Below are 13,311 nucleotides of genomic sequence, written 5' to 3' on the forward strand. Positions count from 1 at the left end.
TCGCATTCGGATCTTGGGGAGATACACGCATGGCACCCGGCCTTCCTACCGCCATGGACCGACCGCACTTCATCGGCATCGGCGGCGCCGGGATGTCGGGCATCGCGAAGATCCTCGCGCAGCGCGGTGCCAAGGTCGCCGGCAGCGACGCGAAGGAGTCGGAGACCGCCGAGGCCCTGCGCGCGCTGGGTGCGACCGTGCACATCGGGCATGCGGCCGAGCACCTCGCGGACGACGCCAGCTGTGTCGTGGTGTCGTCGGCGATCCGTGCGGACAACCCGGAGCTGGCCCGGGCGGCCGAACGGGGCATCCCGGTGATCCACCGCTCCGACGCGCTCGCCGCCCTGATGGACGGCCTGCGCCCGATCGCGGTCGCGGGCACGCACGGCAAGACGACCACCACCTCGATGCTGGCGGTGTCGCTGTCCGAGCTGGGCCTGCACCCGTCGTACGCCATCGGCGGCGACCTCGACGCCCCCGGCTCCAACGCGCTGCACGGCGAGGGCGAGATCTTCGTCGCCGAGGCGGACGAAAGCGATCGCAGCTTCCACAAGTACGCGCCCGAGGTGGCGATCGTCCTCAACGTCGAGCTCGACCACCACGCCAACTACGCGTCGATGGACGAGATCTACGAGTCGTTCGAGACGTTCGCCGGGCGGATCGTGCCCGGTGGGACGCTGGTGATCTCGGCGGACCACGAGGGCGCCCGGGAGCTGACCCGGCGGCTGGCCGGGGCCGTGCGGACGGTGACATACGGGGAGGCGGACGACGCCGACGTACGCGTCCTGTCGGTCGTGCCGCAGGGGCTGAAGAGCGAGGTCACCGTCCTTCTGGACGGTACGGAACTCACCTTCACCGTCTCCGTCCCGGGCCGCCACTACGCCCACAACGCGGTCGCCGCCCTCGCGGCGGGCGCGGCCCTCGGCGTGCCGGCCGCGGAGCTGGCCCCGGCGCTGGCCGCGTACACGGGAGTGAAGCGGCGCCTGCAGCTGAAGGGCGAGGCGGCGGGCGTTCAGGTGATCGACTCCTACGCCCACCACCCGACCGAGATGACGGCGGACCTGGAGGCGATGCGCGCGGCGGCGGGCGACGCGCGCATCCTGGTCGTCTTCCAGCCGCACCTGTTCTCCCGCACCCAGGAGCTCGGCAGGGAGATGGGCCGGTCCCTGGCCCTGGCCGACGCCTCCGTGGTTCTGGACATCTACCCGGCCCGCGAGGACCCGATCCCCGGCGTGACCAGCGAACTGATCATCGAGGCGGCCCGCGCGGCCGGCGCCGACGTGACACCGGTCCACGACAAGGCGGAGGTGCCCGAGGTCGTGGCGGGAATGGCGAAGGCCGGTGATCTCGTTCTGACCATGGGCGCGGGCGATGTCACCGACCTCGGCCCGCGCATCCTGGACCGCCTGTCGAAGTGAGGGGCTGAACGCTCATGTCGTACGACGTCGAAAAGCCGGACGAGCAGTGGCGTGCGGAGCTGACGCCGGCCGAATACGCCGTACTGCGCGAGGCCGCCACCGAGCCCGCGTTCACCGGCGAGTACACCGACACCAAGACCAAGGGCGTCTACTCCTGCCGGGCCTGCGGTGCCGAGCTGTTCACCTCGGAGACCAAGTTCGAGTCCCACTGCGGCTGGCCGTCCTTCTTCGACCCGAAGGACACCGACGCCGTGGAGCTCGTCGAGGACCGCTCGCACGGCATGGTGCGCACCGAGGTGCGATGTGCGCGGTGCGGATCCCATCTCGGGCATGTGTTCGAGGGTGAGGGGTATCCGACCCCCACGGACCAGCGGTACTGCATCAACTCGATCTCCCTGAGGTTGCAGCCCGAAGGGGAGTGAGCGCACGTTGTGGCGTGCGTCACGCAAGGTTTAGGGTTGAAGCACCTGGAGGATCTCCCCGCAGGGCGAGCCGAACGACGGTGTGTGCCGGGGCCTCCTCCAGGTGAAGGAAGTGGTCCCGTTGTCGGTCGCATGGGACGACATCGGCGGTCTCGTCGATGCTCATGAGCGGTTCCTGGCCGGTGCACGGGTCGAGTCGGACGTACGCGACTCGGTGCTCGACTCCTGGAAGCGGTGCCGGTTCGCGGGGCTCGAGCCGCACCGGCTGCTGATCCCCTACGCGCCGGACCTCGCGGTCGAGGACCCGCTGCTGCGCGCCGCCGAACCGGTGCTCAAGCGTCTGACCGCGTCGTTCGAGAAGGTGAGCATGGCGGTCGTGCTGTGCGACGGGCAGGCCCGCCTGGTCCAGCGGCACGGCGGTGACCGGCAGTTGCTCGCACTGCTCGACGAGGTGAACTTCGCCCCGGGCTTCTGCGCGTCCGAGGAGGTCGCCGGCACCAACGGCGTGGGCACCGCACTGGCCGAGCGGCGGCCCGTCTATGTCGTCGGCCGTGAGCACTTCGCCGACTGCCTGTCCCTGTTCACCTGCGCGGGCGCACCCGTGCGGAATCCGCTCAGCGGGCGTATCGAGGCCGTCCTCGACCTCACCTGTCTGCGGGACGAGGGCGACCCCGCCATGGTGCGGCTGGTGCACGATGCCGCCCGGGACATCGAGACCCGGCTGCTGGAGCAGGCGACGGAGCGGGAGCGGGCGCTGCTCACCGCATACCGTCGGGCCTCGCATGCCGCGGACGGCGGCGGCGCATGGCCGCGGCAGCCCGAGCAGGCGCCCGCGGGCGCCGAGGCCGGCCACGACGGCACGGACCTCGGCCGGCTCGATCTCGCCGTGCTGCGGGAGAAGGCCGAGGAGCTCATCGCCTCACCGCACCTCACCTTCGACGAGGTGGCCCTCTCCGGTGGCCGAGTGGCGATCCTGCTGCGCCGGCCGATCAGGGGTGATGCCGGTGAGACCGGCGTCGTGGTCGAGGCCCGAGTGCTCGGCGAACCGCGACTGCGGCACGTGGAACTGGCAACGGACGGCCCCGCCGCGCCCGGGGCAACGCCCGTATCCGCCGCCCTCCCGACGGTGACTGCCGTGCCGGTCCCGACGCCGGGGGCTTCTGCCGCGCCGGTCACCCCTGGTGTGGCGCCGGCTTCCGGGGCGGGTTCGTCTGCCGTCTCGGCGGCTCCTGCGGCCGGCTCGTCTGCGGTGTCGGCGGCTCCTGGGCCGGGTTCGTCTGCTGTGCCGACGCCTCCTGCCGTGTCGGCATCTTCTGCCGCGTCGGCCCAGGCTGCCGTATCGCCGCCTGCGTCGGATGCTCCCGCCGCGTCACCGTTCCTGGCGGCGTCGAGCACGGCTTCCGTGCCGTCGGCGTCCGCCGTCGTCATGCGGACGGTCGGATCCGCACCGGCCGACCCGGCTGCGCCCGCTGTTTCCCCGCCGGAGGCGCCCGCTGCCCGCGCTGTTTCCCCGCCGGAGGCACCGGCTGCGCCAGCTGTCCCCGTGCCGGAGGCACCGGCTGCGCCCACTGTCCCCCCGCCGGAGGCGCCCGCTGCGCCCGCTGTCTCCGCGTTCACCGCGCTGCGGGAGGACGCCGGTGACTCGGCCGCCGACGGCTGGCTGTTGCTCGTCGGTGAGCCCGGTGTCGGTCGGCTGGCCGTGCTGGCGCGCAGGCGGCTGGAGCTGTTGCACGACGCCGGCGTCCGGATCGGAACGACCCTCGACGTCGCGCACACCGCGGAGGAGCTGGCGGAGGTGACCGTTCCGCGGTTCGCCGACTTCACCGCCGTAGACCTGCCCGCCTCCGTGCTGCGCGGCGACGAGCCGGGGCCGCTCGGCGAGGACACCGCGCTGTGCCGGGTCGCACTGGGCGCCATACCCGAGGAGTCCCCGTTGCAGGAGACCGGTGGAGCGGTCCACTACGGCCCGGCCACGCCGCAGGCCCACGGTCTGGAGAGCGGCCAGTCGGTGCTGGAACCCGTCCTGGCCGCGGCCGAAGGCCGGCACGGCCAGGACGCGGAGGGGACCGAGCGGATGCTCGCGGCGGGCGTCCACTCCCTGATCACCGTTCCGCTGCAGGCGCGCGGCGCGACCCTCGGCGTGGTCAGCTTCTACCGCTCGCGGCAGCCCGCCCCCTTCGAGGACGACGACCTGTCCCTCGCCCAGGAACTGGTCGGTCGCGCCGCGATCTGTATCGACAACGCCCGCCGCTACACGCGCGAGCACACCACCGCTCTCGCCCTGCAGCGCAGCCTGCTGCCCCGGGGGCATCCCGAGCAGAGCGCGGTCGAGGCCGCCTTCCGCTATCTGCCCGCGCAGGCCGGCGTCGGCGGCGACTGGTTCGACGTCATCCCGCTGTCCGGCGCGCGGGTGGCGCTGGTCGTGGGCGATGTCGTCGGCCACGGTCTGCATGCAGCCGCGACGATGGGCCGACTGCGTACCGCCGTGCACAACTTCTGCTCCCTGGACCTGCCGCCCGACGACCTGCTCACCCACCTCGACGACCTGGTCGGACGGCTCGACCGCGGCGAGGGCTGGGCGGTGGAGAACACCCATCCGGACGCGGGCATCGTCGGCGCCACCTGCCTGTACGCCGTCTACGACCCGGTGTCCCGGCGCTGCAGCCTCACCCGTGCCGGGCACCCCGTCCCGGTGGTCGTCGGACCCGACGGCACCGTGGAGTTCGTCGACCTGCCGTCGGGGCCGCCGCTCGGGCTCGGCGGGATGCCCTTCGAGACCGTGGAGCTCGACCTGGCCGAAGGCAGCCAGCTCGTGCTGTACACCGACGGCCTGATCGAGGACCGGCTGCGTGACATCGACACCGGCCTGGAGCGGCTGCGTACCGTACTGGCCTGCGCCGGCCGGCCGCCGGAGGAGACCTGTGACGCTGTCCTCGACGCGCTGCTCGCGGACCGGCCGAGCGACGACGTGGCCCTGCTGGTGGCCCGTACGAACGCACTGGGGCCGGAGCGGGTCGCGCAGTGGGAGCTGCCCAGCGACCCGGCGGTGGTCTCCCGCACCCGTGCGGCGGTCACCGACCAGATGGCCGCCTGGGGGCTGGACGACATGGCCTTCACCACCGAACTCGTCGCCAGCGAACTCGTCACCAACGCCATCCGGCACGCGACCGGCCCGGTCCGGCTGCGGCTGCTGCGTGACCGTGCGCTGATCTGCGAGGTCTCCGACGGCAGCAGCACCTCACCCCGGCTGCGCCGCGCCCGGACCGAGGACGAGGGCGGGCGCGGGCTGTTCCTCGTCGCCCAGCTCACCGAGCGCTGGGGGACCCGCTACACCACGGACGGCAAGGTCATCTGGACGGAACAGCCACTGCCCTGAGGGGCGTCAGCCGGCGGACTCGGCGGCGTGCGGGCTGATCACGCCGAAGGTCACCAGGGCGATGATGACCAGGCCGAGGGCGATGCGGTAGTGCACGAACGGCATGAAACTCCTGGTCTCGATGAACTTCATGAACCAGGCGATGACGGCGTACCCGACGGCGAAGGCGATGAGAGTGGCCAGCAGCGTCGGACCCCAGGTGGCGTGACCGCCCTCGGTGGCGTCCTTCAGTTCGTAGAGCCCGGAGGCGAGGACGGCCGGGATGGCGAGCAGGAAGCAGTACCGTGCGGCGGCCGCCCGAGTATAGCCCATGAACAGGCCGCCGCTGGTGGTGGCGCCGGACCGGGAGACACCGGGGATCAGTGCCATCGCCTGGCACAGGCCGTAGACCAGGCCGTCCCGGACGGTGAGGTCGTGCAGGGTCTTGCCCACGACGGCGGTGCGGTGGCGGCCGCCGACCTCGGCGCGGGCGGCGATGCGGTCGGCGATGCCCAGGACGAGGCCCATGGCGATGAGCATGGTGGCGGTCAGGCGCAGGTCGCGGAACGGGCCCTCGATCTGGTCCTTGAAGGTGACACCGAGCACGCCGATGGGAATCGAGCCGATCACCAGCATCCAGCCCATGCGGGCATCCTGGTCCTGGCGCGCCTTTCGGTCCACCAGGGAACGGCACCAGGCGCTGACGATGCGGCCGATGTCGGCGCGGAAGTAGATGAGCACGGCGGTCTCCGTGCCGATCTGTGTGATCGCGGTGAAGGCCGCGCCCGGGTCCTGCCAGCCCGAGAAGGCCGCGACGAGCCGCAGGTGCGCGCTCGAGGAGATGGGCAGGAACTCGGTCAGGCCCTGGATCAGGCCGAGGATGATGGATTCAAACCAGCTCATGGGGTCAGCCGTTCAGTATTTCGACGTCCAGACGTCCGCAGATGGTTGCTCGGGGAAACCTGTGCGGTCTGTGTGTGTTAAGCACGTTTTAAGGTGTTCAGTGTGGCTCGATGGCTCCAGTCCTTCCGAAGACCCCCGATGGTGCACGCCGTCGGCCGTGCGAACGCGTCCGCGGCCGGCACCGGCGTGTCGTCGCGGCTGACGGCGCTGCGGTCGACCGCGGCCGGGATCGGCACGACGCTGGACGAGGAGACCACCTGCTCGGAGCTGACCAGCGCGGTGTCCGACCTGATCGGCGGTGCCGCGGCGATCGTGCGGGGCGGTACCGAGACGGAGTCGGTGTACGAGGCGGTCAGCGGCGACGCCGCCGTGCTGCCCGACATCGCGTGGGCCGCGGCGGTGGTCCGCAGGGTGGGCAGCCGGGTCGGACGGCACGAGGCCGGCCCGGCGCTCTGTGTGCCGCTCGCCAGCGGCGAGGACCACTACGGCGTCCTCGTGTGCGCCCGGCAGGAGGGGGTTTTCACGCGCTCGGAGACGGACGCCCTCGCCCTGTTCGCCGAGCGGGCCGCCTCGCACGTCCGGCACGCCCGCGAGTATGACCGGATGGGTCGCATAGTCGGCGATCTTCAGCGCGCGCTGCTCGCCGAGCCCGGCCGGCCGCATCCGAACCTGGACGTCGCGATCCGCTATCTGCCCGTGGGGCACCGCGCCCTGGTCGGCGGTGACTGGTGCGAGACCGTCCGGCTGCACTTCGGGCGGACGCTGCTCGTCGTCGGTGATGTGATGGGGCACAGCATTGAAGCTGCCGTGGACATGACCGCCTACCGTTCGGCCCTGCGCTACATCGCCTCCGCCGACCTTCCGCCGCACCGGGTGCTGCGCCAGCTCGACGACATCGCCTCCAGCGAGTCCGACCGCCGGCCGGCCACCTGTCTGATCGTGCGTGTCGACCCCAACCGCGGACAGGTCACGCTGGCCAGCGCCGGCCATCTGCCGCCCGCGGTGATCGACGGCAAGGGCGACACATCGCTGCTCCCGGTGCCGGTCGGCCCGCCGCTGGGCACGGGACTGGGCGGTTACGAGCCGGCCACGTACGAGCTGGACGCCGAGAGCACCCTGGTGCTGTTCACCGACGGGCTCGTCGAGCACCGCGGCGAGGACATCGACCAGTCCCTGGACCGACTGGCGAGGCTCCACTTCAACGCTTCGGAGGGGGTCGAAGGCATCCTCGACACCGTCCTGGCCCGCCTCGACGCCCGGCACGCGGAGGACGACGTGGCTGTCCTGGCGGCCCGGCTGCGGCACCGGCCGCCCCCGGTGCACGAGGTCTTCGGGCACGCCTGAACGTTCCCACCACGGTCGGGTTCCTTACGAATCCGGGACATCCGGGGGCGGCGGCGCCACCTGCCGGTACCGAGTGCGAGGCTGGCGGCATGGAACAGCAGTCGTACGGGGCCCGGGTGCTCGTCGTCGATGACGACCCGACCGTCTCCGAGGTCGTCTCCGGGTATCTCGACCGGGCCGGATACGTCGTGGACCGGGCCGGTGACGGCCCCGACGCCCTCGCGCGGGCCGCCGCCCACTGGCCGGACCTGGTGGTGCTGGACCTGATGCTGCCCGGCATGGACGGCCTCGAGGTGTGCCGGCGGATGCGGGACCGCGGACCCGTGCCGGTCATCATGCTCACCGCGCGCGGCGACGAGGACGACCGGATTCTCGGCCTGGAGGTCGGCGCCGACGACTACGTCACCAAGCCGTTCAGCCCTCGCGAGCTGGTCCTGCGGGTGGAGTCGGTACTGCGCCGCGCCCGGCCCGGCCGGCAGCCCGCCGGCACCCTGCGGACCGCCGGGCTCACCGTCGACCCCGGCGCCCGGCGCGCCGCCAAGAACGGAGTCGAACTCGCCCTGACCATCAGGGAGTTCGACCTGCTCGCGTTCTTCCTCCGGCATCCCGGACGGGCGTTCAGCCGGGAGGAGCTGATGCGCGAGGTGTGGGGCTGGGACTTCGGCGACCTGTCCACGGTGACCGTCCATGTGCGGCGGCTGCGCGGCAAGGTGGAGGACGATCCGGCCCGGCCGCGGTTCATCCAGACGGTGTGGGGCGTGGGTTACCGCTTCGACTCCGCCGACGGGGAGGCGTGAGCCGTGCGCGACACCCTGCTCATCGCCCTGTTCGCCTTCCTCGGTGCCGCCGCGGCCGGGCTGCTCGGGGCGGGCGTGCTGCTGCTGATCCGCCGGCGCTCGCTCACCGCGCACCTCGCCGTGGTCGTCGCCGTCGCCGTCGGTGCCATGCTCGCCGGCACGCTCGCGGTGGCGCAGGCGATGTTCCTGTCCCGGCACGACCTGACCGTCGTGACCACCGTCGTCGCGATGGCAGCCGTGGTCTCCCTGGCCACCGCCCTGCTGCTCGGCCGCTGGGTGGTCGCCCGCAGCCGCGCCCTCACCCTCGCCGCCCGCTCCTTCGGCGACGGCGGCGACTTCACCAGCCCCGACGGCCCGGCTACCGCCGAACTAGCCGCGCTGAGTCGGGAGTTGGAGGCAACCAGCCGTAAACTCGCCGAGTCCCGGGACCGCGAGCGCGCCCTGGAGAGCTCCCGGCGCGAGCTGGTCGCCTGGATCTCGCACGACCTGCGCACCCCGCTCGCCGGACTGCGCGCGATGTCCGAGGCACTGGAGGACGGTGTCGCCGCCGACCCCGACCGCTATCTGCGGCAGATCCGCGCCGAGGCCGAGCGGCTCAACGACATGGTGGGCGACCTGTTCGAGCTCTCCCGTATCCACGCGGGGACGCTGGCGCTGAGCCCGAGCCGGATCTCGGTGTACGACCTCGTCGGCGACGCCCTCGCGGGCGTGGACCCGGTCGCCCGCGAGCACGGCGTACGGCTCGTCGGCGACCGGGTCGAGCCGGTGCCGGTCGAGGTGGACGGCAGGGAGATGAGCCGGGTGCTCGGCAATCTGCTGGTGAACGCGATCCGGCGGACCCCGGCCGACGGCACGGTCGCGGTGGCCGCCGAACGCTCGCCCGACGGTGTGGTCCTGTCCGTGACGGACGGCTGCGGCGGAATCCCGGACGAGGACCTGCCGCGCGTCTTCGACACCGGCTGGCGCGGCACCGACGCGCGGACGCCACCGGCCGGGGCCGGGCTGGGACTCGCCATCGTTCGGGGCATCGTGGAGGCCCACCACGGCCGGGCCGCCGTACGCAACGTCACCGGCGGCTGCCGATTCGAGGTGACGCTTCCGACGGCCGACACCTGACGCGCCCCCCCGGTGAAGGCACGCACTGCCGTCACAGCACCTCGGACGTCACCTGCTCCTGAACCCGGAATACTCCTGAACCGGGAGCCGGACGGTGAACACCGTCCTCCCCGGTTCGCCGGTCAGCTCGATCGTGCCGCCGTGGGCCCGTACCAGTGAGCTCGCGACCGACAGCCCGAGCCCGCTGCCGCCGCGGTCGCGGCTGCGGGCCTTGTCGACGCGGTAGAAGCGGTCGAAGACCCGCTCCCGGTCGGCGGCCGGAATCCCGGGTCCCCGGTCGGTGACCCGGACCAGCGCCGCGCCGGCCGTCACGGAGGTCTCCACGCACACCTTTGTGCCGGCCGGCGTGTGCACGGCGGCGTTGGTGAGCAGGTTGTCCAGCACCTGCCGGATCCGCTGCTGATCCAGCCGCAGCCGCACCGGCCCGTTCCCGGTCGTCACCGTCAGCGGGTGGCTCGGGTGCGCGGCGCGGAAGGCGTCCGCGGCCTGCTCGACCAGCTCCACCAGGTCGGCGTCCGCGAGCCGCAGCGGGGCCTCCACCTCGGCGGCGTCCAGCCGGGCGAGCAGCAGCAGGTCGTCCAGGAGGAAGCCCATCCGGGCGGCCTCGGCACGCAGCCGCGCCAGATGCTTCTCCCGTTCCTCGGGCGCGTTGGCGGCCGCGTACTGGAACAGGTCCGCATAGCCCCGTACCGACATCAGCGGCGTCCGCAGTTCGTGCGAGGCGTCCGCGACGAACCGGCGCAGCCGCTGCTCGGCCTCGGCGCGCACGGCGAGGGAGTCGTCGATGTGCTCCAGCATGGTGTTGAACGCCGTGCGCAGCTCCTCCACCTCCGGCCCGCCGCCTGGGCCGTCGGCCCGCAGTGGCAGCCGCGCCGCCGACTCGGTCAGATCGTGCGAGGCGATGCCGTGCGCGGTGTGCGCCATGTCGCTCAGCGGCTTCAGCCCGCGCCGCAGCATCTTCCGGCCGAAGATCACCAGCGCGATCAGCGCGAGGACGAACGTCACGACCTGGATCGTGATCAGCCGGCTGATCGTGTCCTCCATGTCGTCCATGGGCGCGGCGCTCACCAGGACAACTCCGGCTTCGACCTCGCAGGCGCGCAGCCGGTACGTGCCCTTGCCCTCGAGGTGGTCGGTGCGCAGGAGCTCGGTGTCCGCGGTGGACTGCGCCCGGGCCAGGGCGGTGAAGTCGTCGACGTCCCGCGGCAGGTCACCGGGGTCCTCGGGCCTGCGGAGCACGGGCTTGCCGTCCGACACGTCGTACACGGCGTAGAACCAGCTGTAGTACTTCTTTCCCGAGAGCGTGCCGTAGTCCGCGATGCTCTTGGACTGGGCGATCTGGCCCTGCGCCAGCTGCGTGTCGAGCTGGGCCGACAGGTAGTCCCGCATGTACGTCGTCAGGGCCGTGCCGACGACGGCGAACACGACCAGCGCCAGGGCGCCCAGGCCCAGCGCCAGCCGGGTGCCCAGGCGGAGCCTGCGGTACGTCTGCCGGAGCCGGCGGATCACTCGGCGGCCTGCCGGATCACGTATCCGAAGCCCCGGACGGTGTGGATCAGCGGGGAGCCGGTGTCGTCGAGCTTGCGGCGCAGCCGGCTGACGACCAGTTCGACGACGTTGGAGCGGCCGCCGAAGCCGTACTCCCACACATGGTCGAGGATCTGCGCCTTGGTGAGCACGGTCGGCGACTTGCGCATCAGATAGCGCAGCACCTCGTACTCGGTCGGAGTCAGCGTCAGGAGTTTCCCGCCGCGCCGCACCTCTCGGGTGTCCTCGTCCATCGTCAGGTCCGCCACCTGGAGCACCGACCGCTGGAAACCGGGCACGGAGGTGCGCCGCAGCACCGTCCGCAGCCTGGCCATCAGCTCCTCCACGGCGAACGGCTTGACCAGATAGTCGTCACCGCCCCGGGTGAGCCCCGCCACCCGGTCGGATATCCCGTCCCGCGCGGTGAGGAACACCACCGGCACCATCGTCCCCGAACTGCGCAGCCGGTCCAGGATGCCGAAGCCGTCGATGTCCGGCAGCATCAGATCCAGCACGACGATGTCCGGATGGAACTCGGCGGCGCGGCGCAGTGCCTCGTCGCCGGAGTTCGCCGTGACCGCCTCCCACCCCTCGTAGCGGGCGACCGTGGCGACGAGGTCGGCGATGGGCGGGTCGTCGTCCACGACCAGGAGCCGTACTTTTTCCACCCGTTCATAGTGCGCCAACCGTTCTCCCATGCCAGACCAGGTGACCATCCCCGTCCACATCGATATCCACTTGAAAGTCGTACGACAGGAATTCGACAGCTCCCGCCAGCGAAGCTCGGAGTCCTCAGGCCCCGATCAAGGAGTTGCCGTCCGTGACGACAGTCCAGTCACCTCCCGCGCCCACCGCGGCGCTGCGCCCCAAGGTGGTGGCCCGCACCGGTCTGTACGCCGTGCTGGCCGCAAACGTGGCCGTGGTCACCGTCTTCTTCGTCCAGGCAGGGTTCGCCTCCAACGCGCTGATCGTTCTGGGCCGGCTGGCCGGGCTGTACGGCGCCCTCCTCATGGCGTTCCAGCTGCTGCTGGTGGCCCGGCTGCCCTGGCTCGACCGCCGGATCGGCATGGACCGGCTGACCCTGTGGCACCGCTGGGTCGGCTTCTCACTGCTGTGGACGCTGCTGGCCCATGCGGTGTTCATCACCTTCGGTTACGCCGACTCCTCGGGGCTGGACCCGGTGAACCAGCTGATCGACCTGGCCGAGACCGTCGAGGGCGTGCTGCGCGCGGCCGTCGCGCTGACGCTGATCATCGTGATCGGTACGGTCTCGGCGCGGTTCGCCCGACGCCAGCTGGCCTACGAGACCTGGCACTTCATCCACCTCTACACCTACATCGCCGTCGTCCTGGCCTTCTCGCACCAGGTGGCGGTCGGTACGACCTTCGTCGCCTCGCCGGCGGCCACCGCGTACTGGTGGACCCTGTGGGGCGTCGCGCTCGGCTCGGTAGCCGTGGGCCGTGTGGTGCTGCCGCTGTGGCGGAACCACCGCCACCAGTTGCGCGTCTCGGCCGTCGTCCCCGAGAACGACAACGTCGTCTCCATCTACGTCACCGGCCGCGACCTCGACCGGCTGCCCGCACGGGCCGGCCAGTTCTTCCTGTGGCGGTTCCTCACCCGCGACCGCTGGTGGCAGGCCAACCCGTTCTCCCTGTCGGCGGCCCCGGACGGCCGCACCCTGCGCCTGACCGCCAAGGCCGCCGGCGACGGCACCGCCGCCCTGCGCCATCTGAAGGCCGGCACCCGGGTCTTCGCCGAGGGCCCCTACGGTGCCTTCACCACCATGCACCGCACCCGCCCCGATGCCCTGCTCATAGCCGGCGGCGTCGGCGTCACCCCCATCCGGGCCCTGCTGGAGGAGCTGCACGGCCACGCCGTGGTGATCTACCGCGTGTCCAGCGACCGGGACGCCGTCCTCTACGACGAGCTGCGCGACCTCGCCCAGGCGAAGGGCGCCGAACTGTATCTGGTCACCGGCCCGGTCGCCCCGGACAAGCTGGCGCCCGGCGAACTGGCCCGGCTGGTCCCGGACGTGGCCGACCGCGACGTCTACGTCTGCGGCCCGCCCGGCATGACGGCCGCGGTGCTGCGCAGCCTGCGCGAGCTCGGCGTACCCAAGCCGCAGATCCACTTCGAACGCTTCAGCCTGGCCGGATGACGGGGACGAGGTACCTACCGTGAAACGAGCACTTCCTGTCCTGGTCCTGACCGTTGCCGGACTGATCCCCGTCTGGCGGTACGCGCCCTCGGACGGCACGACCACGACCGAGGCCGCCCAGCCAGTCGCGACCCCCTCCGCGCCCTCCACCGCGGGAACCCCCGGCACCTCGACCCAGGTCGTCGTCGGCTCGACCGTCCACACGGAGAAGGGTGACGTGCAGGTGGAGGTGACGTTCGACGGTGGCGAGATCACCGCCGTCCGGATGCTG

At 71.9% G+C, this 13,311-nt stretch carries 10 protein-coding genes and 1 pseudogene; 8 read left to right on the plus strand and 3 right to left on the minus strand.

The window, feature by feature from the left end; translation table 11 throughout:
- Positions 1-29 precede the first annotated feature (29 nt).
- The 3 genes from murC to ACFVJQ_RS16605 all read left to right on the plus strand — a co-directional run bounded on the left by murC (position 30) and on the right by ACFVJQ_RS16605 (position 5,216).
- Complete coding sequence (murC, locus tag ACFVJQ_RS16595) at positions 30-1,418, plus strand: UDP-N-acetylmuramate--L-alanine ligase (protein ID WP_385784452.1); 1,389 nt, start codon at positions 30-32, stop codon at positions 1,416-1,418.
- A 14-nt stretch (positions 1,419-1,432) separates the two neighbouring features.
- Entirely contained in the window at positions 1,433-1,840 is a 408-nt protein-coding gene (gene msrB, locus ACFVJQ_RS16600) for a peptide-methionine (R)-S-oxide reductase MsrB (protein WP_385784455.1), read from the plus strand.
- Positions 1,841-1,952: 112 nt separating this feature from the next.
- Positions 1,953-5,216 (plus strand): SpoIIE family protein phosphatase, encoded by a 3,264-nt coding sequence (locus tag ACFVJQ_RS16605; RefSeq protein ID WP_385784760.1) that lies wholly within the window; start codon positions 1,953-1,955, stop codon positions 5,214-5,216.
- Between the two features lie 6 nt (positions 5,217-5,222).
- On the opposite strand, the gene ACFVJQ_RS16610 is transcribed toward ACFVJQ_RS16605, so the two are convergent.
- On the minus strand, positions 5,223-6,098 hold the full coding sequence (locus ACFVJQ_RS16610) for an undecaprenyl-diphosphate phosphatase (protein WP_385509574.1): 876 nt from the start codon (positions 6,096-6,098) through the stop codon (positions 5,223-5,225).
- Positions 6,099-6,200: 102 nt separating this feature from the next.
- Here ACFVJQ_RS16610 and ACFVJQ_RS16615 point away from each other — a divergent pair, with 102 nt between their 5' ends.
- The 3 genes from ACFVJQ_RS16615 (at position 6,201) to ACFVJQ_RS16625 (ending at position 9,355) form a co-directional block, all read left to right on the plus strand.
- A complete protein-coding gene (locus tag ACFVJQ_RS16615) occupies positions 6,201-7,442 on the plus strand; it encodes a PP2C family protein-serine/threonine phosphatase (RefSeq protein WP_385784458.1) in 1,242 nt (413 codons plus the stop codon).
- Positions 7,443-7,531: 89 nt separating this feature from the next.
- Positions 7,532-8,239 carry a response regulator transcription factor gene (locus tag ACFVJQ_RS16620; protein WP_385509576.1) on the plus strand — a complete coding sequence of 236 codons (708 nt, stop codon included), beginning with the start codon at positions 7,532-7,534 and terminating at the stop codon, positions 8,237-8,239.
- Between the two features lie 3 nt (positions 8,240-8,242).
- Positions 8,243-9,355: a sensor histidine kinase gene (locus ACFVJQ_RS16625; RefSeq protein ID WP_385509577.1), complete on the plus strand. Its 1,113-nt coding sequence runs from the start codon at positions 8,243-8,245 to the stop codon at positions 9,353-9,355.
- A gap of 48 nt (positions 9,356-9,403) precedes the next feature.
- Here ACFVJQ_RS16625 and ACFVJQ_RS16630 read toward each other — a convergent pair whose 3' ends face one another.
- On the minus strand, positions 9,404-10,864 hold the full coding sequence (locus ACFVJQ_RS16630) for a sensor histidine kinase (RefSeq protein WP_385509578.1): 1,461 nt from the start codon (positions 10,862-10,864) through the stop codon (positions 9,404-9,406).
- A complete protein-coding gene (locus tag ACFVJQ_RS16635; protein ID WP_385509579.1) occupies positions 10,861-11,550 on the minus strand; it encodes a response regulator transcription factor in 690 nt (229 codons plus the stop codon). Before ACFVJQ_RS16635 ends, ACFVJQ_RS16630 begins: the two co-directional genes overlap by 4 nt.
- A 152-nt stretch (positions 11,551-11,702) precedes the next feature.
- On the opposite strand from ACFVJQ_RS16635, the gene ACFVJQ_RS16640 reads away from it, so the two are divergent.
- Together ACFVJQ_RS16640 and ACFVJQ_RS16645 are read left to right on the plus strand one after the other, a co-directional pair.
- Positions 11,703-13,040 carry a ferric reductase-like transmembrane domain-containing protein gene (locus ACFVJQ_RS16640; protein WP_385784463.1) on the plus strand — a complete coding sequence of 446 codons (1,338 nt, stop codon included), beginning with the start codon at positions 11,703-11,705 and terminating at the stop codon, positions 13,038-13,040.
- 19 nt (positions 13,041-13,059) lie between these two features.
- Positions 13,060-13,311, plus strand: a pseudogene (locus ACFVJQ_RS16645) (FMN-binding protein); the annotation flags it as partial.

It is taken from the genome of Streptomyces sp. NPDC127197, from assembly GCF_042672405.1.
GTDB classification, from domain to species: Bacteria; Actinomycetota; Actinomycetes; order Streptomycetales; family Streptomycetaceae; genus Streptomyces; species Streptomyces flavusporus.

Coding starts and splice junctions, on each gene's coding strand:
- ACFVJQ_RS16620 (WP_385509576.1), top strand. CDS start 7,532: ATGGAACAGCAGTCGTACGGGGCCCGGGTGCTCGTCGTCGATGACGAC.
- murC (WP_385784452.1), top strand. CDS start 30: ATGGCACCCGGCCTTCCTACCGCCATGGACCGACCGCACTTCATCGGC.
- msrB (WP_385784455.1), top strand. CDS start 1,433: ATGTCGTACGACGTCGAAAAGCCGGACGAGCAGTGGCGTGCGGAGCTG.
- ACFVJQ_RS16610 (WP_385509574.1), bottom strand. CDS start 6,098: ATGAGCTGGTTTGAATCCATCATCCTCGGCCTGATCCAGGGCCTGACC.